The sequence below is a fragment of the Paracoccus subflavus genome (assembly GCF_004310345.1).
GTDB classification, from domain to species: Bacteria; Pseudomonadota; Alphaproteobacteria; order Rhodobacterales; family Rhodobacteraceae; genus Paracoccus; species Paracoccus subflavus.
Genome location: NZ_SISK01000010.1, coordinates 13,218 through 38,893, shown reverse-complemented (window position 1 = coordinate 38,893; position 25,676 = coordinate 13,218). Strand labels below are relative to the sequence as shown.

Below are 25,676 nucleotides of genomic sequence, written 5' to 3'. Positions count from 1 at the left end.
GATGGCGGAACGGCTGGAATGGAGCGTCAGTGGCATGGATTGCGCGTCCTGCGTCACCAAGGTCACGCGGGCGGTCGAGCGGATGCCGGGGGTCAGCGACGTGTCGGTCGCGCTGATGGCCGAAAAGCTGACGCTGAATCTGACGCCCGAAACGACCCCCAGGGAAAAGATCGAGGAAACGGTCCGGGCGCTTGGATATGGCATCGCCCCGCGCGGCGCGGCTGTTCCGAAGAAAAAGGGTTTTGTGCTGCCCGACGCGGCCTTGCCGCAGGACACCGCAGAAGGGCATGGCGATGGCCGCGACCGCCCCGGGGCGGCGGGAACGGACAACAATGGTCACGACAGTTCCGGCCATCTGCATGACGATCCGGCCGACCGCGGCAGGCGATGGTTCCAGACCGGCAAGGGGCGACTGGTCATCGGCACGGGGCTCTTGCTGGCCGCGGCCTGGGCGGTGGACCTGACGGGCGGGCACGAGATTGGCTATTGGGCGTTCTTCGCAGCCTGTGTGATCGGCGTTGCACCGGTTGCGCAACGGGCCTTTGCCGCGTTGCGGATGGGTCAGCCCTTTACGATCGAAAGCCTCATGACGATCGCGGCCATCGGCGCGCTGTTCATCGGCGCAGCCGAGGAGGCGGCCCTGGTGGTGTTTCTGTTCGCCGTGGGCGAGGTACTCGAGGGGGTTGCCGCAAACAAGGCCCGCGATGGCATCAGGGCCTTGGCCGACCTGGTGCCGAAAACCGCGCTTCTTGTCGACGGGGCGGGGTCCCGCGAGGTGCCGGCGGCGTCGCTGGCGGTCGGCCAGACCGTCCTTGCCCGCCCCGGTGACCGTATCCCGGCGGACGGGGTGATCGTCGACGGCACCAGCGGCGTCGATGAAAGCCCGGTGACCGGCGAAAGCATCCCGAAGACCCGCGGGCCGGGCGAGGCGGTCTTTGCCGGGTCGATCAACACCGAGGCCGCGCTTCGTATCAGCGTCACGAAGGAAGCGCAGGACAACACGATTTCCCGCATCATCCGTCTGGTCGAAGAGGCCGAGGAAGCCCGCGCGCCGACCGAACGGTTCATCGACCGCTTCAGCCGCTGGTACATGCCGCTGATCGTGATCCTGTCGGTCGCCGTGGTTCTTGTGCCGCCGCTTGCGGCCGGCGCCGACTGGAACACCTGGATCTATCGTGGCCTGACGCTTCTGTTGATCGGCTGCCCCTGCGCGCTGGTGATCTCGGTCCCGGCCTCCATCGCCTCGGCCCTGTCGGCAGGGGCGCGGCGGGGGCTTCTGATGAAAGGGGGGGCGGTGATCGAGGCGGCGGCCAACGTCCGGCAGATCGCCTTTGACAAGACCGGCACGCTGACGCATGGCCGGCCCCAGGTGGTGGATGTGGTGCCGGCGGGCGGCATGAGCGAGGCCGAGGTGCTGCGCCTTGCCGCCGCCGTCGAGACCGGGTCAAGCCATCCGCTTGCCCAGGCGATCCTGCGCCAGGCCGAAGGGATTGCGGTGCCGCCTGCCACGGCGGCCCGCGCCCTTCCCGGCAAGGGGGCCATGGCGACGGTCGATGGCCGCAGCCTGACCATCGCGAATCCGCGCCATGCCGCGGAACAGGGTGCCTTGCAGGGCATCTGGATCGACCAGGCGACGACCCTGGAGGAAGCGGGCAAGACGGTCGCCGTCCTGTTCGAGGGCCAATCGACGCTGGGGCTGATTGCCATGCGCGACGAACCTCGCGCCGACGCCGTGGAGGCCGTTCGCCAGCTTCGCGCCATGGGAATGACCCCCACGATCCTGACCGGCGACAACCCACGCACCGCCGCCGCCATCGCCGCCAGCCTGGGCGCCGAGTTCAGGGCCGAGATGCTGCCCGAGGACAAGCTGGCCACGATCCGCGCCATGGGCGACCGGGGGGGCGTGATGATGGTCGGGGACGGCATCAACGATGCCCCCGCGCTGAAGCAGGCCGGCATCGGCGTGGCAATGGGGTCGGGCACCGATGTGGCGCTGGAAACGGCGGATGCCGCGATCCTGCGCGACCGTGTGACGGATATCCCGGCCCTGGTCAGGCTGGCCCGCGCAACGATGGCAAACATCCGGCAGAACGTGGCCTTGGCCCTGGGCCTGAAGGTCGTGTTCCTGGTGACAACCGTCCTGGGGATCACCGGCCTCTGGATCGCGATCCTGGCCGACACCGGCGCCACCGTGCTGGTCACGCTGAACGCCCTGCGGCTTTTGGCCTATAACCCCGAGAAGACATGACCTGCCGCACGCATCGGGCAGGCTGTCTCAAGCTTCGCCATCGGGATCTGGTCTGTCGTGACGTCGCCTGGGGGTCAGCTTCGCCTATTGAACAACCATCCTCGCTGAACGACCGATTGAGAGATTTTGCGATGGCAAGTTGCTTGGCAAAGGGTGATTAGCTGTTACATCACCCGACGACGGATCAGAGAGGATATCTGCTCGAAACCCACAACGACGACAAGGATGACCATGACGATCGCCGCCGCTTCGTCGAAGTTGAAGAGCCGCATTGCCGTCGAGAGTTCCACCCCGATCCCGCCCGCGCCGACGAGACCGAGCGTGACAGCCGAGCGGATCGCTTTTTCTACCGCAAAAAGGCTGGTGCCGGTCATGGATGCGAACGTTTCTGGCACTACGGCTCCGAAGATGACCGACAAGCGCCCGCCCCCCGTCGACGCCAGCGCCTCCGATGGTCCTGGCCGCACCTCTTCGATGCGCTCTGCAAAGAAGCGCGCGCAAAACCCGATCGTATCGACGATGATGGCAAGGATTCCGGCGAGTGGTCCAAGCCCCACCGCCACGACGAAAATCAGCGCCCAGATGAGGTCCGGGATTGTGCGCATCGTCGCAATCACGAACTGCGTCGCGGTCCGCACCAGCCGGTGCGGTGTCGTATTGGTTGATGCCAGAAGCGCGAAAGGCACGCTGAGCACGACACCAACCGCAACACCCACGATCGCCATGTTCAATGTTTCGAGCATTGCATAGGCGATAACGTCAAGTTTCGTGAAATCTGGCGGCATCGCTAGCGCGATGAAGCGACCAAGATTGACAATACCGCGCATCAGGCGCTCTGGCGTGATGCCTGCCAGCAGCACACCTTGGATGAAAAACGCCGCGAACGCGATTGCGATGACGACCGCAAAGACTGACGGACGGTGAAAGCGCGGCGGCGCTGCGGGCACGGCGACGGCATTGTCATGGATGTCTGTCGTCATGGCCCTGTCCTTATTCCGCTGCGTGGCGTGACGCCGAGGCCGCGCTGGTCGCCCCGTCTGCTCGGTAGAGCCCTTCGAGTTCCGAGATGTGAATGCTGTCGGTCGCTGCGTCGATTACGACACGTCCGTCTTTCATGCCGATGATCCGCGGGCCAAATTCGCGGGCGAGGTCGAGTTGGTGCAGCGTGCAGAGCACCGTCAGACGCTCCTCCGATACAATGCGGAAGAGAAGCTCCAGCACCTCGCGCCCGGCTTTCGGATCGAGGCTGGCGATCGGCTCGTCGGCGATCACGATCGTCGGGCTCTGCATCAACATCCGTGCAATGGCGACGCGCTGCTGCTGGCCGCCAGAGAGTGCATGGGCGCGAAACGGCGCCTTGTCGGCCAAACCGACCCTCTCCAAGCAGTGCATCGCGCGGTCGCGCTCCGCTTGCGGCGCAAATGCCGAGAGCGAGTTGATCAATCCGCCGCCGGGATGACCGAGCGCACCGAACAGCACGTTTTGAAACACCGACACGTTCCCGATCAGATTGAATTGCTGAAAGACGTAGCCGAGTTCGCGGCGCACGATCTTGAGTTTGGCGCCGGCCAGCGTCGATACATCGGTTCCATGAACCCGGACGGTGCCTGACTCGAACGACGTCAGCCGGTTGAGACAGCGCAGCATCGTGGACTTGCCGCAGCCATTGGCGCCGAGCAGCACGGCGCCTTCGCCCTTTGCCAGGGTAAAATCGACGCCCCGAAGGACCGTCACGTCCCCGAAGCTCTTTTTCAGGCCCTTGACCTCAAGCGCAGCAGCCATTGTCATGTCCAGTTATACGATACGCATCCGCGGATCGGGCCGCAGCCAGAGCCTGAAGGCGCGCTCTGATGTCGTCGGAAAAGACCCAGCAGTCAGCCGCTGGGCCTCGACGCGGAACCGTCAGTTCAGCTCGATGCCGGCAGCCTCATAGGCTTCCCGAACGATGTCGTAATCGTCAGCCGTCATGTCGAAGGTCAGGCTGGCGTCGTTGTCGAGGAACTTGTCGTTGTTGCGCGGCGTCTCGATCAAGGCGGTCCAAAGCGCATCGGCATTGGCAGCCAACACTTCGCGCAGCGCCGCCTTGCAGTCTTCGGCCAGGCTGCCGCGCATAATGATCGGGTCACCAGGCAGAACATCGCTCTGGGCAATCACGCGGTATTCGAAATCCGGATCGAAGGCGGTCACATCGTCGATGTCGCGGTTGCCGCCACCCATCGCATCGACGTCACCGTTGACCAGCGCTGCGACGCGGGCGTCACCGGCCATCACGATTTCCAGGTCGCGGTCAAGATCGAGGCCGGCCGAAACCAGCATCTGGCTTGGGAAGATGTGGCCCGAAGTGGAACCGACATCCTTGAGCGCCACGCGCTTGCCACGAAGATCCTCGAGGGATTGCACGTCGCTGTCGGCGGGAACGAAGAAGCTCGTGCCGTAATGCGGGCGGTTGATCGAGAAAAGGATTTCAATATCCGGATTGCGTTCTGCAAAGAGCACGAATTCCGAAGGGCCGGCGAAAACCAGGTCGACCTCTTCGAACTGTAGAGCGGTGCCTGCGGCCGTGCGGTTGGAGAGGCCGAACATCTCGAGCTTGACACCAGAGACCTCTTGGAATTTTTCAGCGAAGGGCCCGAAAGCTTCTGCCAGACCGCCCATGCCTTCGATGCCGGTATCGGCCATGCGCAACGTAGCCGGACAGACGTCAGCAGCGGTCTGTGCGGCGGAAAACTGCGTCGTGCCGATCAGTGCGGTCGCTGCCATGGCTGCGGCGTAGAATATCTTCATCGTTCAAACCCCCTTTTCCAACCTCGAGACAGCACACACTTTCATCCACAGGTGACACTGCCGTTACAAATGAATGACCATTGCATGAAGCGACCCGTGGGCAGCGAGCTGACCTTTCGTCGTGAAAGAACCCCCTGCACCGTTGCGCCCGGAACTGTTCGGTGGAACGTGGCATGCTGCGAAAGGGCCTCTGCCGTCGGATTGCAGACTTCATCATGGGTCGTTCGCTTTGGCTGACCGACGAGCCCGAAGTCGCCGCCGAGTGGCTGGCCCGCGCGACCGCACTGAACCCCAGCTATGCTCAGGGAATCTACGCCGGGGCCTTCACCGAGATGCTGACGGGAAAGGCGGCTGCGACGTTCGCGGGTCTGGACACCTTGCTCCGTCTCAGTCCGCTCGTCCCGCTGCGCTACGGCATTCACGGGTCCGTGCGCAGATGCTGATCCAGCAACAGGACCATCAGGCCGCCGCCCGCTGGGCCGATCGCGCGGCCACCACCGCCGCCGCCTGTCCTGTCATAAGCCTCGTGCCAAGCTGGTCTGCAGTGCAAATACCAGCTTGACCGATCAGCGCGTGGGGTGACCCCGTTTCGTCACCCCGATTTAAAGGGAGGTTATTGGACGATCTCCGTGACGGTCAGTTTGCCGTTCACGCGATCGGCGGCGAACCGGATTTCCTTTCCCTCGCTCAGTTGTTCCAGCATCTCGGGTTCTGCCACCTGAAAGACCATTTTCATGGCCGGCATGTCGAGGTTCTTCAGTTCCTCGTGATCGATCGTCACCTTGCTCCATTTGGTGTCGATCTTGGTGACGGTCCCGCTGGTGATGTGCGTATCGGCCATAGCGGCACCGGCAGAAAAGATCAGGGCGGCTGCGGTCAGTTGGATCAGTTTCATGGTCTTGTCCTTGCTTTTTTCAGGATTTGGTAACGTTCAGGGGGCCGTGCATGCCGGACTCGTAATGGCCCAGCATCAGGCAGGCGAATTCGAATTCGCCTGCATTCGTGAAGGTCCAGAGGATTTCCCCGGTCTCGCCCGGCTGGAGGCGGACCGCATTCGGGTCTTCGTGCTCCATCTCGGGAAACTTTGCCATCAGTTCCTTGTGCTTTGCATTGGCCTCAACGGTATCCATGACGAATTCATGTTCCAGTTCGCCCTTGTTGGTGATGACCAGACGGACGGTCTCGCCGGCTGCGAACGACAGCTCTGCGGGTTCGTAAACCATGGCGCCATCGTCGGTTTCCCGCATGGTCACCTCGACGGTCTTGGTTTCCCCCTGTGTCGCGGGGGAACCCATGGGGTGGTCATGGCTTCCCTCATGAGTGCCCGCAGCCGATGCAAGGGTGGGGACTAGGGCCAGGGACGTGATCAGTATCAAGGATTTCATCAGATTTTTCCTGCGTCGTTGCTCGATGGTCGGGGTCAGCCCAGCCGATTGCCGCCGCGAGGCGTCAAAATGGTTTCTGGGCTGTCGTTGCTGGCATGTTCAGGCAGTTCGCCCGTCCACTCCCATGCCTGCGTACCGGGAGGGTTCTCGTACCAACCCGGATCCGAATAGTCGTCCGGCGCGATCCCCTCGCGCACCTTGACGACGGAAAACATGCCGCCCATCTCGATCGGGCCATGGGGTCCCCAGCCGGTCATCATCGGGATGGTGTTTTCGGGAATCTCCATGGACATCTCGCCCATGTCCGCCATGCCGGCGGTCCCCATCGGCATGTAGTCCGGCTGATGCCTGCGGATCATCTCCGTCACACGCGCCTTGTCGGCACCGATGAGAGTGGGCAGTTCGTGCCCCATCGCATTCATGGTATGGTGCGACTTGTGGCAATGGATTGCCCAGTCGCCCAAGTGAACGGCGTTGAATTCGTAGGCGCGCATTGCGCCTACCGGAATATCGATGCTGACCTCCGGCCAGCGTGCCTCGGGCCGGACCCAGCCGCCATCCGTGCAGGTCACCTCGAAATCATAGCCGTGCATATGGACCGGGTGATTGGTCATGGTCAGATTGCCGACCCGCACCCGGACCCGGTCGCCCCGGTTCACCACCAGGGGATCGATGCCGGGGAAAATCCGGCTGTTGAAGGTCCACAGGTTGAAGTCGGTCATCTCGGCGACGCGCGGGATATAGGTGCCCGGATCGATGTCATAGGCGGCCAGCAAAAAGGCGAAATCGCGGTCCACCGGCATGAAGGCCGGATCGCGCGGGTGCACAATGAACAATCCCATCATGCCCATGGCCATCTGGACCATCTCGTCGGCATGCGGGTGGTACATGAACGTCCCCGACTTCACGAGATCGAACTCGTAAACGAACGTCTTGCCGGACGGGATGCCGGGATGGCTCAACCCCGACACCCCATCCATGCCGGACGGCAGGATCATGCCGTGCCAGTGAACCGAGGTATGTTCCGGCAGGCGGTTGGTGACATAGATGCGGACCCGTTCGCCTTCGATGGCCTCGATCGTCGGCCCGGTGGACTGGCCGTTATAGCCCCAGAGGCGGGCCACCATCCCGTCGGCCATGACCCGCTCGACGGGCTCGGCGACAAGGTGGAATTCCTTGATGTTGCCGTTCATCCGATAGGGCAGCGACCAGCCGTTCAGAGTGACGACGGGGTTATACTCGATCCCCGTTGTGGGACGCGGCGGCACCTGGGTATTGGGGTTGTCGGTGCTGGCCGCTTCCGGCAGATCGCGAAAGCGTGTCTCGGCCTGAGCCGCCTTTACGGCCAACGCCGCCGCACCGGCACCGATCCCGGCACCCAGCATGGTTCTGCGGTTCATCATCCCTCGTCTCCTTCATCGCCCGCGCCGCCGGTCGCCCCGCCCCAGATCGCCGCGGTGGCGTCGGCCTCGGCCAGCCAGTAGTTTTGTTTTGCTTCGGCGGCGCTCAGCTGCGATTCCAGTTCCTCACGCGCATCGTTCAGCAGCTCGAAGGTCGAGGTCAGCATGCCGTTATAGCTGAGGAGCGCCTGTTCGTTGATCTCGCGCCGCAACGGCAGCACTTGGTCGCGCCAGTGCCGGGCGATCTGATAGCTGCCGGTCACTGCGGTATGGGCCGCGCGGGCTTCGGACCGGGCATCGACGGCTGCCTGTGCCAGGTTGTTGGCCGAGCGCATGTATTCAAGCTGTCCGCGACGTGACAGCAGACCTGCCGTGTCATAGACCGGGATCTGGAACTCGACATCCAGGACCGGAGACCGTCTGGATTCGCCGTCTTCGCGTTCGATCTCGACACCGGTAACAAATTCGGCATCCGCGATCATCCGGGTCTGGCCATCCAGGCGGTACTGGCTGGCAATGGCTTGCAATTCCAGGCGGCCGGCGGCCAGATCGACGCGATTGGCCAGGGCCGACCGCTCGATGTCGGCGCGGCCAGGGGCGCCGCCGGGCAGTGCCGGCAGACGATCGGGCACAAAGAACTCGGTCCCGCTGCCCCACAGGCCCATCAGCCGGACCAGCTTTTCCTTGGCAAGCTGTGCCTCCAGTCTGGCGGCCGCCTGTTCGGCGGCCAATTCGGCTGTGAAGGCGTGCTCTCGGGCCTGATCGGCTCGGCTCAGCGCACCCGTGGCGCCCAGTTCGGACGCCAGTTCCGAGGCTGCATTTGCCGTGTTCTGCGACTGGCCGATCAGGGCCGCCGCCTCGAAGGCCCCCACCGCCTCGATCCAACTGCGGCGCGTTTCATGTGCAAGGGCAAGCGTCTCGCCCGCCGCCGCCAGTTGCGCCTGCCGGAACCGGATCTCGGCCGCTTTCGTACGGGGTTTTTGAGTCACGATATCGAGGATCGACGCGATCAGCGTCGCCTCGATAGAGCGGGTGACGTCGCCGCCCGCCAAGCCGGAAACCGACAAACCCACCGATGGAACCGGGCCGCGCGCGGTTTCCCAAAGGTCGGCCGCCGACAGACCCAGGTCCGCATACCGCGCCTGAAGCCCCGGATTGTTCAGCAAGGCAATCTGGACCGCCTGATCCGCATTCAGCGTCTTGCCATGCGCCAAGGCGCGAACCCGCTGAGCATTCGCCTGTCGTTCCGCCGGGCTTTGCAGCCAGACGGCGTCCGAACCCGTAGCGCGTCGAGAGATGTCGGACACCGGGGCAAACCCGGCCCGCTGATCGCTGGCTGTGCGCATCGTTCCGACATCGGCGCAGGCCGACAGCGTCAGAGCGGCCCCGAGCGGGAGAAACAAGAGTTTTTTCATTCGACGCCTCCGATCTGTCGAGAGTTCAGGGTGGTCCAGTCCGCAGGTTCGGCAACCTGCCGGGGCGTGTAGTCGACCGATGGTCCGGATGGAGCGATGGAAACGGGGCCTGCGGCATCCGCGGCAGCGGGGACGGACAGGTCCAGTGGCGGCAGCGGCGCGCAGGCTGCTGCCAACAGCGGAAAGACCGCCGTGACGAGTGGTTTCATGAGTTTGGGATTCCGCTTGGGATTGGAACAAGAAAGGTGCGGTTTTCAGACCGCAGCAGACATCATTCCAATCAGCCGCGCGGAGGGCGGCGGAGTCCTTCCGGGACCGTAAGTTCGACCAGGGATCCGGCGCGTATCACAGTCAGGCTCTGGCCCACATCGGCAGAAGGCATAAGGGCATGGAACGCGGGGATCGCGCTTGAAGGACAGGCATGGGCCTCACAATGAGAAGCACCGGCATCAAGAGAGCCGCCGTCGCTGTCATGCTCCTGGTGTGCATGCGCACTGGTGTCGGTCAGCGCGGGTTGACCGAAGCGATCGGAATCCGCGGCGAAAGCCCCATCAATGGCGCTATCGGGAACCGCACGCAGCGCCGCGATTTCACAATCCAGGGCCATCGCTGCCGTGGTCATCGAGATGGCCAGACCTGCCGCGACAATCGTCACGACAAACAAGGCAACAAGCTGACGAAGCAGGATCCACATGCCGTCTCGTTAAATCCGCCGGAATGCCGCGGCAATGCAATTCTGCTGCTGTCGGCAGGAAAATGCCAAACCGACACTCAACCGAAGGTTTAGCTTCGTCCCTCGCGCGGGTCTTGATTTTTGTGATGTTCCCAGACCGGGTGGTGATGGCCTCTGCCGGTCTGGCTTGGCGGAAGATTTTGCGACTGAAACGGCATCTGTCCCCCGTTCGCAATGCGCAGGTTCATCGACGCGCCGATGATCATGCTGGGGCACCTGACCAAGGCGAAGACTAGCTTCACCGCCCCTGGCATGGCCTATTCGTCACGCTGTGGAACCAGGATGAAGATATCGACCATCCCGCAGTCGCCACCCGGCTTGCGGGTCATCGGGCTCGGCAGTTCTTGACGTCAAAGAGCCAACTCTGGGATGATGTAATCCCAAGGCGATCTCGGCTTGCGCTGAAGGAACAGCCGCTAATCGCCGGCAATCGCAGGTCGTCCAAGGTAGTTGATGGCAGCAATGGCTCACGCGAGGATGCTTGGGCAGGATATTTCCCTTGGCCGCCGAACCCTTGGAGGAGATCACACCTCTTTCGGTCAGAAGGCGGGTTGGATCAGTTGGCGCAAGGCCGTCCCGCTCCAAGGATTTACTCTGAACCCGGATCATTCTTAGATAGAAACTAACACGATTGCGGCCATACGGGACGCCCCATAGCATTTGTAAAGTCATGTCCGAGGTTGTGGATGGCCAAAGTCCCAGATCAAGGTGATGGATGTATTCAAAATCCTCAAAGCCCTATTTTGCTCACTCGGGCAAGCAGAGTGATTGCAGTGATTGGCAGGCCCTTCCAGTCCACTTAGACCAGACCGCCTGTCGTGCGGCGGATACGGGGAGGCATGCCGGCCTGTCGCGGTGCGCACAGATGGCTGGGCGGTATCACGACTTTGGCAAATATGACCCAGCCTTCCAGCGACGCCTGCACGGCAACGGATCACCGGTCGATCATTCGTCCGCCGGGGCCAGCCTGCTGCTGGAACGCGCCAAGTCCACCTCTCAGACCTGGGTGGCCGAGGTTCTGGCCCATGCCATCCTGGGCCACCATGCGGGCCTGCCGGACGCCACCGGGTCGGACGCTGCCCGCAGCCGCCGGATCGAGGGCTTTCGCCAGCGCGACCCCCTCCCCCCCGCTATCACCGCCGCGGCCGAGGCGGATCTTGGCCCGCTGGCGGACGAGATCATGCCCAAGGTCCGGCCCGGAGACCAGGCCGGATTCGACCTGTCGGTCGCCGGGCGGATGGTGTTTTCCTGCCTGGTGGATGCCGACTTCAAGGACACCGAGGCGTTCTACGACCGGCTTGAGGACCGGCAGCATGATCGCGAATGGCCCGCCCTGTCCGACATCCTGCCAGACCTGCGGGCAGCCTTTGACCAGCGGATGACGGGTTTCGAACCCAACGACCTGAACCGTCTGCGCGCGGATATCCTGGCCCATGTCCGGGACAAGGCCGAGATGTCGCCAGGCCTGTTCACCCTGACCGTGCCGACGGGCGGCGGCAAGACGCTGGCCTCGATGGGGTTCGCGCTGGATCACGCCGCGCGTCACGGGCATCGGCGGATCATCTATGCGATCCCCTATACCTCGATCATCGACCAGACCGCAAAGACCTTTCGCGACCTGTTCGGCAACGTGGTGCTGGAACATCACTCCTCGATCGACACCGAGCGCCCGGGCCAGCAGGGGCGCGACAAGCTGCGCCTTGCGATGGAGGACTGGGCGGCGCCCATCGTTGTCACCACCAACGTGCAACTGTTTGAAAGCCTGTTCGCCGCCCGTCCCTCGCGCTGCCGCAAGCTGCACAACATCGCAGGGTCAATCGTCATCCTTGACGAGGCGCAGGTTCTGCCTCGCCCCTTGCTGATGCCGGTCCTGCGGATGCTGGATGTGCTGGCAATCCATTACGGCTGCACGGTTGTCATCTGCACCGCGACCCAGCCCGCCTTCGACAGCGCGCAACTGGCGGGGGGCCTGCCGCTGGCCGGGCGCGAACTGGCCCCCGACGTCACGGGACTGGCCCGCCGCCTGCGCCGCGCCCGCATCCGGGACGGCGGAGAAATGGACGACGACGCCCTGATCGCCGCCCTTCGCGACACGCCGAAAGCCATGATGATCGTCAACAGCCGCCGCCACGCGCTGGAACTGTTCCAGGCCGCGCGGTCCGAGGGGCTGGATGGGCTGGTCCACCTGACCACCCGCCAGTATCCCGCCCATCGCCGCGGCATCATCGCCGACATCCAGCAGCGGCTGGCCACCGGCCAGCCCTGTCGCCTGATCGCCACCAGTCTGATCGAGGCCGGGGTCGATCTGGATTTTCCGAAAGGCTGGCGGGCCGAGGCTGGGCTGGACAGCATCGTCCAGTCCGCAGGCCGCGTGAACCGCGAAGGCCGGCGCCCGGTCGAGGACAGCACCCTGACCGTGTTCAGCGCCCCCGGCCACCCGCCCCACCGGCAGATCAAGCCGCTGGCCGACGCGATGCGCGGCACTGCCGCCCGGTTCGGCCATAAAAACCTGCTGGACGCCGAGGCGATCCGCGACTGGTTCGAACAGGTCTATTGGCGAGCGATGGCTGGCACCAACAAAAACGGCAACAAGGAACTCGATCGGGAAGGCATCCTCGATAAGTTCAAGATTGGTCATTCAGGCACAGACTTTGCTTATCGGACTACCGCCGAGGCGTTCCGCATGATCGACAGCCCGATGGTCCCGGTCATCGTCAGAACCGAGGACGCAGCCCGCAAGATCGTGGACCGACTGACGGTCGCCGATATTCCGTCAAGTGCCATCGCGCGGGACGTGCAGATGTTCACGGTGCAGGTGCCCGCCAAGGCCCGCGATCTGTTGCTGGCCAATGGCCACGCCACGTTCCGCGCCCCCGACCTGCGCGGCGACCAGTTCTGCGTGCTGGAAACCGATAGCCTTTACCGAAAGGATTTCGGTTTGTGGTGGGAACGGGCAGATTACCTGGATGCAGATATGGCGGTGATTTGATTTCAGAAGAAATCCTAGGAAGTTGACAAGCTGCCATTCTAGATCTATTTTTAGGCATCTGAGGATGGAGCCGACCATGTTCTTCAAGCCCCCAACGCCTAATCGCCTCCTAGAAGCGTTGCTGGAATGCACTGCTTTAGCTTTACGGGTGGTGTTAAGACTGCTTCCTTAATCAGTAAATGTCACCTGCAAGGTGTGGATAGAAACCTAGGTTTTCTGCTGTTTGGAGATAACCCTCGCCGCTTGCGGTGAGGGTTATAGCTTACATAGAATCTCGCTTGCGTGAAGATGGCGAATGGATAATGTGATTCTAAATATTGGGGTAAAAAGTGACCTACGGTATCCGATTGCACGTCTGGGGCCGTCATGCCCTGTTCACCCGCCCGGAACTCAAGGTCGAGCGCACGTCCTACGACGTGATGCCCCCATCGGCCGCGCGCGGCATCCTCGAGGCGATCCACTGGAAGCCCGCGATCCGTTGGGTGATCGACCGCATCCATGTGCTGGAACCGATCCGCTTTCAGTCCATCCGCCGCAACGAGGTCGGCCACAAGGCCCCGGCGGGCACGATCAAGCGGGCGATGAACCGGGGCGACCTGGGAGGTGTGCAACTGCTGGTCGATGAGGATCGCCAGCAGCGCGCCTCGACCGTGCTGGTCAACCCCGCCTATGTGATCGAGGCGCATTTCGAATTGACCGCCCGCGCCGATGCCTCGGACACCGAGGGCAAGCATCTGGACATCTTTAACCGCCGCGCCGCGCGCGGACAGTGCTTTCACCAGCCTTGTCTGGGCACCCGCGAATTCGCCGCCAGCTTTGCGCTGGTCGATCCTGGCGCATCCCTGCCCAGCCCCCAAGGCCCCGGCTGGGGCGATCTTTGCCAAGGCGGCACACCCACCACGACACCGGCCCCGTCCCGGGCGCGCCAGGCCGAAATGCCGGACCTTGGCTTTGGGACGCCGCGCGATCTGGGCTTCATGCTGTGGGACATCGACCACGCCGCCCCCGGCCGCCCGTCGCTGCTGTTCCGCGCCACGCTGCGCAACGGCGTGATCGACGTCCCGCCCCCCGGCAGCCCCGAGGTGAAACGATGAGCCTGCTTGCCGCCCTGGTCCGCGCCCATGACCGCCTGCCCGACGCCCCGCCCTTCGGCTATTCGTCCGAAAAGATCGGCTTTTGCGTGGTGCTGAACCCGGACGGATCGGTGGCCGAGGTGGTGGATCTGCGCGGCGACGACAAGAAGCGCAGTCCCAGGATGATGTTGGTGCCGCAGGCCAAGAAGCGCACGGTCGGGATCGATCCCAATGTGCTGTGGGACAAGACTGCCTATGTGCTGGGTATCACCAGTGGCCTGAGCAAACGCACGTCCGAGGAACATGCGGCCTTCAAGGCGAAACACTTGGATTGGCTGACCGACGCCACCGATGAAGGGCTTGCAGCCTTGCGCCTGTTTCTGGAAGGCTGGACACCCGAAAGGTTTGCTGCCCCGATATGGCACGACGATGTTCGCGACCAGAACCTGGTGTTCCGCCTGTCATCCGAATTCACCTTTCTGCATGATCGCCCCGCCGCAAGGGAATTGTGGCGCAAGATCGGGGCCGAAGGAGCCTCGGACCCGCAAATCTGCCTTGTCACCGGCGACGCCGCCCCGGTGGCGCGGCTGCATCCGTCGATCAAGGGCGTCTGGGGGGCGCAATCCTCGGGTGCCAGTCTGATCTCGTTCAACCTTGATGCCTTCACCTCCTATGGCCACGAACAGGGCGACAACGCCCCCGTGTCCGAGGCCGCCGCCTTTGCCTATACCACCGCGCTGAACCGTTACCTTGCCGACCCGAACCACCGCATCCAGATCGGCGATGCCTCGACGATATTCTGGGCCGATTGCGCGGATCAGGCCGCCGCCGAGAAGGCGGACAAATGGGTGGCCGTCATGTTCGGGGCGCGCACCCATGCCGGGGACGACGAGGCAATCGAAGAAGGCAAGATCCGGGACAAGCTGCTGCTGATGCGCGACGGCAAGCCGCTGGCCCAGATCGCCCCCGAACTGGCCCAAGGGGTGCGCTTTCATGTCCTGGGTCTGGCCCCCAACGCCGCCCGCCTGTCGGTGCGGTTCTGGTGGGAAAACGATTTCGGGACGCTGGCCGAAAACTATCGGCGCTATCTGACCGACATCGCCATCGAACCACCGCCCCGCGACGGCTGGCCGCCCTTGTGGCGTTACCTGACCGAACTGGCCGTGCTGGGCAAACGGGAAAACGTGCCGCCGCTGGTGGCGGGCGACTGGATGCGCGCGATCGTCACCGGCACCCCCTATCCGCTGACGCTGATGTCCACCGCGCTGATGCGCATCCGCGCCGATGGCGAGGTGAACGCCCTGCGCGCCGCGATCCTGAAATCCGTCCTGATCCGCAATTTCAATTCGAGGGAGGCTCCTGTGGCTTTGGATCCCACATCTAAGGACATTGGCTATGTGCTAGGACGCTTGTTCGCTGCTTACGAAAATGTCCAGAAAACTGCTTTAGGTAAAAATGTGAATGCTACTATCCGAGATAAATTTTATGGATCAGCATCCTCCACGCCATCTCGCGTCTTTGGATCTCTTGCAGCAAACGCATTCAATCATTTGAGCAAGATTCGCAAAGAAAAGCCTGCGTTCGCGCACTACCTTCAGGACGAAATAGAAAAGATTGCCAATCTGCTCGATGTTTCAGGAGAACCATTTCCAGCTTCCCTGCCACCGACCGCACAGGCTAAGTTTGCCTTGGGGTATTACCACCAAGCTAGTTTACGCAAGACGTCTGCTCCACAAACAGAATCTGTTTCCGAGGTGACCGAATGACCACGCTTTCCCGCCGCCATGACTTCGTGCTGATCTTCGATGTCGCCAACGGCAATCCCAACGGTGACCCGGATGCGGGCAACCTGCCTCGGCTGGACCCCGAGACCAGCCACGGGCTGGTCAGCGATGTCAGCCTGAAACGCAAGATCCGTAATTATGTCGAACTGGCCCGGACGGGCGAGGCCGGGCACCACATCTATGTCCAGGAAGGCGCGATTCTGAACGAAAAACACCGTCAAGCCTATACCGCCCTGCGGGGCGAAACGTCCGGCAAGAAAGAGGCCAAGCTGAACCCCAGGGATGACGCCGAGGCCAGGGAATTGCGCGACTGGATGTGCCGCAACTTCTTCGACGTGCGGACCTTTGGCGCGGTCATGTCCACCGGCATCAACTGCGGACAGGTCAAGGGGCCGGTGCAGATGACCTTTGCCAATTCGGTCGAGCCGATCCTGCCGGTGGAAATCTCGATTACCCGGATGGCCGCCACCAACGAGGCAGAACAGAAAAAACGTGCCGAGGGTGCCGAGGACGGCGACACCCGAACCGACAACCGCACCATGGGCCGCAAGCACATTGTGCCTTACGGCCTTTATGTCGCGCATGGCTTCATCTCGGCCAAGTTCGCCGAACGGACCGGGTTTTCCGAAGCCGACCTGGAACTGCTGTTCGAGGCCCTGACGAACATGTTCGAACACGACCGTTCGGCAGCGCGGGGCGAGATGACGACCCGGCGCCTGATCGTCTTCCGGCATGAAAATGCCCTTGGCAACGCCCCGGCGCACAAGCTGTTCGACCGTGTCACCATTGGCCGCAACGTGGATGGCGAATTCCGCGCCTTGGATGATCGCGGGCTTGGCAACCACGCACCGGCGCGCAAGTTTTCGGACTATGTCGTTCAGATTGACCGCGACGGCTTGCCGGACGGCGTTGAGGTTCTGGATCTGGTCTGACCCCCATGCCCGCCGATACGGAACCCATCCCCATCTCGGCGGTGCAGCACGCGGTCTATTGCCTGCGACAGGCGGCGCTGATCCATCTGGAACGGGTCTGGGCCGAAAACCGCTTTACCGCCGAAGGCGACGTGCTGCACGCGGTGGCCGACAAGGGCGGCAGCCGCAAGGCGCGCGGGGTGCGGCGGGTGCTGGCGCTGCCGCTGGCCTCGCGGCGGCTGAACCTGACGGGGGTGGCCGATCTGGTTGAATTCGCGCCCGGCCCGGATGGCGAAACCGCCTTCCCGGTCGAATACAAGCGCGGCAAGCCGAAACTGCACCGCGCCGACGAGGCGCAGCTTTGCGCCCAGGCCCTGTGCCTCGAGGAGATGACCGGCCGGTCCGTGCCCGAAGGCGCGCTGTTCTATGCCCAGACCAAGCGCCGCGTCACCGTGCCCTTCGATCCCGACCTTCGCGCGCTGACCCAAGGCGCCATCGCCGACCTTGCGGCCGTCCTTGCCAGCCGCATCACCCCGCCGCCCACGCCGCACAAGTCGCGCTGCCGGGCCTGTTCGCTGCTTGACCTCTGCCGCCCGGACACCGTCGCCCGCCCGGTGCGGCAATGGCGCGACCGGATGCTGTCCCGCGCGCTGGAGGCACCGTGAAGAAACTGCTCAACACCGTCTATGTCACCACCGAAGGCGCCGCCCTGAAAAAGGACGGCGAGAACCTGGTGGCCGAGATCGAGGGCGCCGAAAAGGCGCGGGTGCCGCTGCACATGCTGGCCTCGGTCGTGGTGTTCGGGCCGATCCTGGTCAGCCCGGCGCTGATCGGCACCTGCGCGGGACGCGGCATCAGCATTACGATCCTGGACCGGGCAGGACGCTTCCAGGCCCGGATCGAGGGCCCGGTGGCGGGCAACGTGCTGCTGCGCCGCGCCCAATACCGCCAGGCCGAGGCGGCCGAGGACATCGTGCGCTCGATCGTCCTGGGCAAGATCGCCAACCAACGCGCGGTCATTCGCCGGGCGCTGCGCGATTACGGCGCCGAAATGGACCCGGCGGCGCGCGCCGGCCTGGAAACAACCACCGACCGCATGGCGACGATCCTGCGCCGGGTGCAGTTGAAAGATGACAGCATCGACCTGCTGCGCGGATCTGAAGGCGAGGCGGCCAATCTGTATTTCGCCATCTTCGACCATCTGATCCGCGCGCCTGATCCGGAATTGCGTTGGACCGGCCGGTCCCGCCGCCCGCCGCTGGACGCGATGAACGCGCTGCTGTCGTTCCTTTATACGCTTCTGACCCATGACTGCCGTTCGGCATGCGAGGCGGTGGGCCTGGACCCGGCGGTCGGCTTTCTGCACCGCGACCGGCCAGGGCGCCCGTCGCTGGCCCTGGACCTGATGGAAGAACTGCGTGCGCCCCTTGCCGATCGGCTGGCCCTGTCGCTGGTCAACCGGCGGCAACTGCGCGCCGGCGATTTTCGCCAAATGGAGGGCGGTGCGGTTCTGATGTCCGACGACGCCCGCAAGCTGGTGCTGACCGCCTGGCAGGAACGCAAAAAGGAAGAACGCCTGCACCCCTTCCTTGGCGAAAAGGCGCCCTTCGGCCTTGTCCCCTATCTTCAAGCGCAGATGCTGGCCCGCCACCTGCGCGGCGACATCGACGCCTATCCCCCCTGGTTCTGGAGCTGACATGCTGGTTCTTGTGACCTATGACGTGAATACCTTGGAGGAAGGCGGCAAGAAACGCCTGCGCCAGGTTGCCCGCGCCTGCGAGGATTATGGCCAGCGCGTGCAGTTCTCTGTTTTTGAAATCGAGGTCGATCCGGCGCAATGGACCAGGCTGAAGGCGCGGCTCGAGGCCATCATTCGGCCTGCGCATGACAGTCTTCGCTATTATTACTTGGGTGCGAACTGGACCCGCCGCGTCGAGCATGTCGGCGCCAAGCCCGCCACGGATCTCAACGGTCCCCTGATCGTCTAAACGCCGTTGTGCGAACCCAAAGCGTGCCGGTTTTTCCGCGCAGGTTCGCATCCTGGCCAGCTTTTTGAAATCATTGTCTTATAGAGAGCGGGATTTTCCCGCTCTGAAACCCGAGCGCCCGTTAGCTCGGCCTTCGCAATTGCTTGAGGATTCACTTATGCCTTCAAACAGGTTAAATCCTCGGCAGTCGCCCCCCACGCGGGGGCGTGGATCGAAACCTTTGCCCATGTCGTGACCTTCAAAGGGGAAGTTGTCGCCCCCCACGCGGGGGCGTGGATCGAAACGCGGGCAATGCCCCGTCGTCGGACGGGGGCGTGCGTCGCCCCCCACGCGGGGGCGTGGATCGAAACGCCGGTTTGCCTTAGCTCACCACCAGCACCAGCCTGTCGCCCCCCACGCGGGGGCGTGGATCGAAACAATGCCTGGGCGGAATTCCAGCGTCCCGGCCACGGTCGCCCCCCACGCGGGGGCGTGGATCGAAACATGTGCGTTTCAGCCGTCGTCGCGGCCGACACGGCGTCGCCCCCCACGCGGGGGCGTGGATCGAAACATCTGACCAAGATAGCCCTGCACGGACGTTGCCAGGTCGCCCCCCACGCGGGGGCGTGGATCGAAACCCCTTCCCCTTCCCCCGCCCCCGTCCAGGCCGTCGTCGCCCCCCACGCGGGGGCGTGGATCGAAACGCTGACGCCCGGCATCGTGAAGACCGAGCATCTGGTCGCCCCCCACGCGGGGGCGTGGATCGAAACAGTCGCTTGGACGAGGTCGACCGTGTCCAGAACAGTCGCCCCCCACGCGGGGGCGTGGATCGAAACACCCGCGCGTGGCCTATCGGCATATCGACCGCAGGTCGCCCCCCACGCGGGGGCGTGGATCGAAACTCGTTGGCCCTCTTGGCGGCCACGGCGCGCTCCTGTCGCCCCCCACGCGGGGGCGTGGATCGAAACTGGAAGGCATCATGGAGCTGGCGGCAGCGGGCCGTCGCCCCCCACGCGGGGGCGTGGATCGAAACACCCTGTCAGCGTCTCGACTGGTCACGCGCACATGTCGCCCCCCACGCGGGGGCGTGGATCGAAACTCCGCATCTGCATCCGCCGCGGCGGTGCGCCGGGTCGCCCCCCACGCGGGGGCGTGGATCGAAACCTCTTCCAGAACGCCGGGGCTGCGGCATGATCGCGTCGCCCCCCACGCGGGGGCGTGGATCGAAACTGCAATGAGCCGCTGAACAGGCATCCGAAAGTCCGTCGCCCCCCACGCGGGGGCGTGGATCGAAACCCTGATCATCTCGTCGGCCCAAGGCTTATGACGCGTCGCCCCCCACGCGGGGGCGTGGATCGAAACTTGGATCACAGACAACGCCTCTGCCAATGACTTTGTCGCCCCCCACGCGGGGGCGTGGATCGAAACTCCAAGGCTAAGGGCGGCGCGCCGCGCGACCGCGTCGCCCCCCACGCGGGGGCGTGGATCGAAACTTACGCAGGAAGCCGAGATTTCCGACCTGATCCAGTCGCCCCCCACGCGGGGGCGTGGATCGAAACACGACGATGGCCTGCATTTGGGGTCTGGATACCGCGGTCGCCCCCCACGCGGGGGCGTGGATCGAAACTTCCGGCGGCCGCGTCCGATCCGTCGGGGGGCAAGTCGCCCCCCACGCGGGGGCGTGGATCGAAACCACGGCGCTCACAACCTGGCCCGGTTGCGCTAGTCGCCCCCCACGCGGGGGCGTGGATCGAAACGTGCCCGGCATTTCCGACGAGCCCTTGCCCTATAGTCGCCCCCCACGCGGGGGCGTGGATCGAAACTGCCACCTCATCGGGGGCGGGCTGTGCGGCGGCGGTCGCCCCCCACGCGGGGGCGTGGATCGAAACTGCGAAGGCTTTTGATCCGACAACGCAAGCTTTTGTCGCCCCCCACGCGGGGGCGTGGATCGAAACCCACGCCACTTGAAACACGGAGTAGATCTGTTCGTCGCCCCCCACGCGGGGGCGTGGATCGAAACGCCTATGTAGTGTTACATGGCTGTTACAGCACAAGTCGCCCCCCACGCGGGGGCGTGGATCGAAACGTGTCAGCCCGATAGATGCACTGGAATTCCAGTTGTCGCCCCCCACGCGGGGGCGTGGATCGAAACTCCACTGCCGGGAAGCGCAGAGGCGCGGAAGATGTCGCCCCCCACGCGGGGGCGTGGATCGAAACCAATTTACCGCCTTCATCCACGCCATGTCTGCCTCGTCGCCCCCCACGCGGGGGCGTGGATCGAAACTGTGCAATCAGGCGGTCTATTGCTGACACGTTAGGTCGCCCCCCACGCGGGGGCGTGGATCGAAACCTCGTATCAGTAGGGCCGGACGCGGGCGCCCATGGCGTCGCCCCCCACGCGGGGGCGTGGATCGAAACTGTCCCAACGGCGGCTGCCCCGACAGATTTCCGAGTCGCCCCCCACGCGGGGGCGTGGATCGAAACGTCGGTACGAACACGGCGTCCGCCTCCACCAAGAAGTCGCCCCCCACGCGGGGGCGTGGATCGAAACGGGGTTACCCTGGTCGGTGTCACGGGTGTATTTGTCGCCCCCCACGCGGGGGCGTGGATCGAAACCTTGCCGATAAGGCCGAGAACGGCCCATTCCTTGTCGCCCCCCACGCGGGGGCGTGGATCGAAACCTCGAAGTCGGCAATGGTGGCCGATGCGGTGGCCGTCGCCCCCCACGCGGGGGCGTGGATCGAAACGGTGGATGACGACCGTGACATGGTGATCGCGCAGTCGCCCCCCACGCGGGGGCGTGGATCGAAACATCGAATCCGAGGGGCTCGACGACGAGCTGCGCCGGTCGCCCCCCACGCGGGGGCGTGGATCGAAACCTGGGCGTCATGCGCCAGCAGGAAATGCTGTCGAGTCGCCCCCCACGCGGGGGCGTGGATCGAAACATTTGCGGGATGCCCTCTATGGGGGCACGAAGGAAGTCGCCCCCCACGCGGGGGCGTGGATCGAAACCTCTTCCAGAACGCTGGAAGCCCGGCATGACGCCGGTCGCCCCCCACGCGGGGGCGTGGATCGAAACGGGATGTTGTGTCAGGTCCCAAAGTGCCGGATCGTGTCGCCCCCCACGCGGGGGCGTGGATCGAAACTTCGGAACACGGAAAACTTTATTCCGTGGCCGAATGTCGCCCCCCACGCGGGGGCGTGGATCGAAACAGAATGTTGCCATGACGGACACGGCAACCGTGGCGTCGCCCCCCACGCGGGGGCGTGGATCGAAACGGCGGGCTGGACGCCATGGCGACGGCCACGCAGGCGTCGCCCCCCACGCGGGGGCGTGGATCGAAACTGGGCGGTCCCGCTTTGGGCCGCCCTTTTTCGTTGTCGCCCCCCACGCGGGGGCGTGGATCGAAACTTCGGGACACGGATAACTTTATTCCGTGGCCGAAGTCGCCCCCCACGCGGGGGCGTGGATCGAAACCGATGTTTCGACCCTGCCGAATTTCATGCGCGATTTGTCGCCCCCCACGCGGGGGCGTGGATCGAAACAGGCCAACAATCTAGGAAAGAACCCCCTGAACTCGTCGCCCCCCACGCGGGGGCGTGGATCGAAACGCCGGGCTGCCGGTCGGGATCGCGGCGACGACTGCGGTCGCCCCCCACGCGGGGGCGTGGATCGAAACAGCGGACCAGAGGACGGCGACGGGCTGGCGCGCGGTCGCCCCCCACGCGGAGGCGTGGATCGAAACCCGTGATCCCGAAACCGAAATGCCGTTCAAAAAGGCGTCGCCCCCCACGCGGGGGCGTGGATCGAAACATCGCGACGCGTCCCGAAATGCTGCTACGCGCGCGTCGCCCCCCACGCGGGGGCGTGGATCGAAACAAGGTTATCGCACAGTCCGACCAGTTGGCCGACGCGTCGCCCCCCACGCGGGGGCGTGGATCGAAACAGCGAGGTCTGGTCCTTGGTCGTGTTGTCCGCAGGTCGCCCCCCACGCGGGGGCGTGGATCGAAACTGTTCGTCTCCGACATGATCCCCCCCACCCTTGACGTCGCCCCCCACGCGGGGGCGTGGATCGAAACTGCGTCAGCGAGGCCTGCTTGATGCTGCCGAGGCGGTCGCCCCCCACGCGGGGGCGTGGATCGAAACGCCATAGCCGCCATGGAGACGCCGATGGACCCGGTGTCGCCCCCCACGCGGGGGCGTGGATCGAAACAATTCCGCGCCTTACAATAACGTCCCGCGCATTTGTCGCCCCCCACGCGGGGGCGTGGATCGAAACTGCGCATGAACGGCGTGAACGTCACCGGGCAGATGTCGCCCCCCACGCGGGGGCGTGGATCGAAACCAGAAATCCTCGATGACCTGGGAAGTCGCGGGGATGTCGCCCCCCACGCGGGGGCGTGGATCGAAACAGGAACAGCGCGAACATCGCCTGCCGCTCGTGCTGTCGCCCCCCACGCGGGGGCGTGGATCGAAACCAGACCTGGTATGCGGCTTCCAGTTGCGAGGGGGCGTCGCCCCCCACGCGGGGGCGTGGATCGAAACCGCTTGAAGACGTGCTCCACCATGCAGGCGTTGCGTCGCCCCCCACGCGGGGGCGTGGATCGAAACGAGCCGCTGCCCCAGGACGAGGCCATCGCCATCGTCGCCCCCCACGCGGGGGCGTGGATCGAAACAACGAAATGCTGCCCATAGGCGAGGCCCCCGGCAGGTCGCCCCCCACGCGGGGGCGTGGATCGAAACGTGTATGTCATCACGGACCTGGCAGTTCTCGAAGAGTCGCCCCCCACGCGGGGGCGTGGATCGAAACGGCCGTCCGGGCGGACGCTGACCATGGCGTTTTTGTCGCCCCCCACGCGGGGGCGTGGATCGAAACTACCTGCCGCCCGACTGCTATGCGGTCGAGCCGGGGTCGCCCCCCACGCGGGGGCGTGGATCGAAACGCGGTCGAGCGGGAGACGTGGGACGGACCTATCGTCGCCCCCCACGCGGGGGCGTGGATCGAAACGGAATAGGTGTCGGCCAGCCGGTCGAAGTATGCCGCGTCGCCCCCCACGCGGGGGCGTGGATCGAAACCCGACCATCGCGATCAAGCAGGACGCAGTTGCGAGTCGCCCCCCACGCGGGGGCGTGGATCGAAACGGTGGCCCCCCGGCCGTCTCGGTCCCGGCCGATGTGTCGGTCGCCACATGCACGATCACATTGGCGCCCCTCGAAGCCAGAGCGACGGCGATGGCGCGGCCAATGTTGCGTGACGCCCCCGTGACGAGGGCCACCCGATCCGTCAGGTCTTCGTTTTTCATTTCGCCAGCTCCGCAATCAGTTCATGGCCCCCGCTCATGCGGCCGATGCGATTGCATCCGTCAAGAAGCGCGCCGGCATCGCCATGTCCGCCGAATGCGACATTGGCCCGGAATTTGGCGTCGATTTCCTCGCGCGTCAGGGGCTCTTCGATGCCGCCGCGCATGTGACCCTGGTCGGCCTCGTCCACGGCGCCGTTCTCGTACTCGATGCGCACATGGCCGGTCTAGGCTCCGGGATAGGGGTTATGGGGGTCAACCTCGAAATCAACAAGCGCGCAAAGCCGAAGCAATTCGGGATCGGCGATCGCCTCCTCGGTGAAGTCGCCGAGATTGGCATGCCCACGAGCAAGGCCGAGCGCCACGCCGGACGGGGTCGAGAACTTCGCCGCATAGGCGGTTGGACGCGCTTGCTTCGGGAAATCGTGAACGCGCGCAGGAAGCCTTTTTCCGTCACGTCGAGCGCTCGAAAATCCGGTTCCGCTCGACGCTGGAAGCGGCAGATGTGGCCAACGCAGATGCTTCAAGCGGCTCAGGAGCTATTCATCACGTTTGAGGCGTGATTCCCAATCTTCGTGGAAGAAGGCTTTGATGGGTGATTTGCTTCTGCTGAGCCAGCGCCACGCGGCCGGATAGCGCTGCTTTTTTGCTGTCGCCCAGACTACACAACCTCCCCTTGCTGGCAGAGGTGGCGTCAGGGACCAATGCCGAACCGGTCCGGCTTCTACCGTACAGGACGGCAGGTCACTACCATGGCTGTGTCACATGCATTCGACGTTTCCCCATGGTTCGAAACCCCGACACCAGCCTACAGGCAGGAACTCGTTCTGGAATGGATCAGACACACCGACCTCGGGTACCAGCCCTCCGGATCGGGAAACAAGGGCCGCTTTGGCGGCCCCTGCGGATTTGATCTTTCCCTTAGCGTGCGGCGGCCTTTTTGCGCAGTCGCGCATTTCTGGCCCACATGTTCAGACCCTCGACGGTGGCCGAAAAGGCCATCGCCGCATAGACATAGCCCTTGGGCACATCGACGCCAAAGCCTTCGGCGATCAGCGTGGTGCCGATCAGCAGCAGGAAGGAAAGGGCCAGCATCACGATCGTGGGATTCTTGCCGATGAAGTTGGCCAGCGGGTTTGCGGCAAGCAGCATCACGGTCACGGCGGTGACGACGGCGACCACCATGATCTCGACATGTGGGGTCATGCCGACGGCGGTGATGATGCTGTCGATCGAAAAGACCAGATCCAGGATCAGGATCTGTACGATGGCACTGCCGAAGGTCATTCCAGCGGTTCCGATCATCGTATCCTCGTGATCGGTCGGATCGACGTGGTGATGGATTTCCTTTGTCGCCTTCCAGACCAGGAACAGGCCCCCTGCAATCAGGATAATGTCCTTCCAGGAAAATTCGTTTCCAAGCAGGGTCACGACCGGTTGGGTCAGTTGCACGATCCAGGCCACCGTCGCCAGCAGGCCCAGGCGCAGCACCAGGGCCAGGCTGATGCCGATCTTGCGTGCCCGTTCCCGCTGATCCTCGGGCAGCTTGTTCGACAGGATCGAGATGAACAGAAGATTGTCGATGCCCAGAACCACCTCCATCACCACAAGGGTTCCCAGGGCGACCCAGGCTTCGGGTTGTTGCATGAGGGCAAGGATGTTCTGCATGAGATTGGTCCGGTTCGG

At 64.3% G+C, this 25,676-nt stretch carries 20 protein-coding genes and 1 CRISPR repeat array; of the genes, 10 read left to right on the top strand and 10 right to left on the bottom strand.

The genetic code is table 11. The annotated features are described in order from the left end of the window. Position 1: 1 nt before the first annotated feature. Positions 2 to 2,248, top strand: coding sequence for a heavy metal translocating P-type ATPase (locus EYE42_RS12835; protein ID WP_246020793.1), 2,247 nt, complete (start codon positions 2 to 4; stop codon positions 2,246 to 2,248). Between the two features lie 164 nt (positions 2,249 to 2,412). Here EYE42_RS12835 and phnE read toward each other — a convergent pair whose 3' ends face one another. From phnE to phnD, 3 genes are all read right to left on the bottom strand, one after another. Further along, a complete protein-coding gene (phnE, locus tag EYE42_RS12830) occupies positions 2,413 to 3,228 on the bottom strand; it encodes a phosphonate ABC transporter, permease protein PhnE (RefSeq protein ID WP_130991718.1) in 816 nt (271 codons plus the stop codon). Between the two features lie 10 nt (positions 3,229 to 3,238). Beyond that, complete coding sequence (phnC, locus tag EYE42_RS12825; protein WP_130991717.1) at positions 3,239 to 4,030, bottom strand: phosphonate ABC transporter ATP-binding protein; 792 nt, start codon at positions 4,028 to 4,030, stop codon at positions 3,239 to 3,241. Between the two features lie 120 nt (positions 4,031 to 4,150). Further along, positions 4,151 to 5,032 (bottom strand): phosphate/phosphite/phosphonate ABC transporter substrate-binding protein, encoded by an 882-nt coding sequence (phnD, locus tag EYE42_RS12820; RefSeq protein ID WP_130991716.1) that lies wholly within the window; start codon positions 5,030 to 5,032, stop codon positions 4,151 to 4,153. A 173-nt stretch (positions 5,033 to 5,205) separates the two neighbouring features. Between phnD and EYE42_RS12815 the strand changes: the two genes are divergently transcribed. Then, positions 5,206 to 5,475 (top strand): hypothetical protein, encoded by a 270-nt coding sequence (locus EYE42_RS12815; RefSeq protein ID WP_130991715.1) that lies wholly within the window; start codon positions 5,206 to 5,208, stop codon positions 5,473 to 5,475. A 170-nt stretch (positions 5,476 to 5,645) separates the two neighbouring features. Here the strand turns inward: EYE42_RS12815 and EYE42_RS16115 are convergent, their stop codons facing one another. The 6 genes from EYE42_RS16115 to EYE42_RS12790 all read right to left on the bottom strand — a co-directional run bounded on the left by EYE42_RS16115 (position 5,646) and on the right by EYE42_RS12790 (position 9,926). Next, complete coding sequence (locus EYE42_RS16115) at positions 5,646 to 5,927, bottom strand: copper-binding protein (RefSeq protein ID WP_170309510.1); 282 nt, start codon at positions 5,925 to 5,927, stop codon at positions 5,646 to 5,648. Positions 5,928 to 5,946: 19 nt separating this feature from the next. After that, entirely contained in the window at positions 5,947 to 6,417 is a 471-nt protein-coding gene (locus EYE42_RS16110) for a cupredoxin domain-containing protein (protein WP_170309509.1), read from the bottom strand. Between the two features lie 35 nt (positions 6,418 to 6,452). Further along, the gene (locus tag EYE42_RS12805) at positions 6,453 to 7,820 is read right to left on the bottom strand and encodes a multicopper oxidase family protein (RefSeq protein ID WP_130991714.1); all 1,368 of its coding nucleotides are present in this window, start codon (positions 7,818 to 7,820) and stop codon (positions 6,453 to 6,455) included. Beyond that, positions 7,817 to 9,220 carry a TolC family protein gene (locus EYE42_RS12800; protein WP_246020791.1) on the bottom strand — a complete coding sequence of 468 codons (1,404 nt, stop codon included), beginning with the start codon at positions 9,218 to 9,220 and terminating at the stop codon, positions 7,817 to 7,819. The genes EYE42_RS12805 and EYE42_RS12800 overlap by 4 nt, the downstream gene beginning before the upstream one ends. Before the next feature lie 8 nt (positions 9,221 to 9,228). Continuing rightward, positions 9,229 to 9,441 (bottom strand): hypothetical protein, encoded by a 213-nt coding sequence (locus EYE42_RS12795; protein ID WP_130991712.1) that lies wholly within the window; start codon positions 9,439 to 9,441, stop codon positions 9,229 to 9,231. A 71-nt stretch (positions 9,442 to 9,512) separates the two neighbouring features. Continuing rightward, positions 9,513 to 9,926, bottom strand: a complete 414-nt coding sequence (locus tag EYE42_RS12790; RefSeq protein ID WP_130991711.1) for a hypothetical protein — start codon at positions 9,924 to 9,926, stop codon at positions 9,513 to 9,515. 754 nt (positions 9,927 to 10,680) lie between these two features. Here EYE42_RS12790 and EYE42_RS12785 point away from each other — a divergent pair. From EYE42_RS12785 to EYE42_RS16595, 8 genes are all read left to right on the top strand, one after another. Beyond that, positions 10,681 to 12,954 (top strand): CRISPR-associated endonuclease Cas3'', encoded by a 2,274-nt coding sequence (locus EYE42_RS12785; RefSeq protein WP_130991710.1) that lies wholly within the window; start codon positions 10,681 to 10,683, stop codon positions 12,952 to 12,954. A 329-nt stretch (positions 12,955 to 13,283) separates the two neighbouring features. Further along, positions 13,284 to 14,048, top strand: coding sequence for a type I-C CRISPR-associated protein Cas5c (gene cas5c, locus EYE42_RS12780; protein ID WP_130991709.1), 765 nt, complete (start codon positions 13,284 to 13,286; stop codon positions 14,046 to 14,048). Then, positions 14,045 to 15,793, top strand: coding sequence for a type I-C CRISPR-associated protein Cas8c/Csd1 (gene cas8c / locus EYE42_RS12775; RefSeq protein WP_130991708.1), 1,749 nt, complete (start codon positions 14,045 to 14,047; stop codon positions 15,791 to 15,793). Before cas5c ends, cas8c begins: the two co-directional genes overlap by 4 nt. Then, complete coding sequence (gene cas7c / locus EYE42_RS12770; RefSeq protein WP_130991707.1) at positions 15,790 to 16,743, top strand: type I-C CRISPR-associated protein Cas7/Csd2; 954 nt, start codon at positions 15,790 to 15,792, stop codon at positions 16,741 to 16,743. Before cas8c ends, cas7c begins: the two co-directional genes overlap by 4 nt. Positions 16,744 to 16,748: 5 nt before the next feature. Beyond that, positions 16,749 to 17,387 carry a CRISPR-associated protein Cas4 gene (gene cas4 / locus EYE42_RS12765; protein WP_130991706.1) on the top strand — a complete coding sequence of 213 codons (639 nt, stop codon included), beginning with the start codon at positions 16,749 to 16,751 and terminating at the stop codon, positions 17,385 to 17,387. Then, entirely contained in the window at positions 17,384 to 18,418 is a 1,035-nt protein-coding gene (cas1c, locus tag EYE42_RS12760; protein WP_130991705.1) for a type I-C CRISPR-associated endonuclease Cas1c, read from the top strand. The genes cas4 and cas1c overlap by 4 nt, the downstream gene beginning before the upstream one ends. A 1-nt stretch (position 18,419) precedes the next feature. Next, positions 18,420 to 18,710, top strand: coding sequence for a CRISPR-associated endonuclease Cas2 (gene cas2, locus EYE42_RS12755; protein WP_130991704.1), 291 nt, complete (start codon positions 18,420 to 18,422; stop codon positions 18,708 to 18,710). Positions 18,711 to 18,896: 186 nt separating this feature from the next. After that, positions 18,897 to 23,832: direct repeats of the CRISPR family, unit length 32 nt; unit sequence GTCGCCCCCCACGCGGGGGCGTGGATCGAAAC. A 184-nt stretch (positions 23,833 to 24,016) separates the two neighbouring features. Beyond that, positions 24,017 to 24,553, top strand: coding sequence for a hypothetical protein (locus tag EYE42_RS16595; RefSeq protein ID WP_165455788.1), 537 nt, complete (start codon positions 24,017 to 24,019; stop codon positions 24,551 to 24,553). Positions 24,554 to 24,911: 358 nt separating this feature from the next. Here EYE42_RS16595 and EYE42_RS12745 read toward each other — a convergent pair whose 3' ends face one another. Continuing rightward, positions 24,912 to 25,658 carry a TerC family protein gene (locus tag EYE42_RS12745; protein WP_130991703.1) on the bottom strand — a complete coding sequence of 249 codons (747 nt, stop codon included), beginning with the start codon at positions 25,656 to 25,658 and terminating at the stop codon, positions 24,912 to 24,914. Between the last annotated feature and the right edge of the window lie 18 nt (positions 25,659 to 25,676).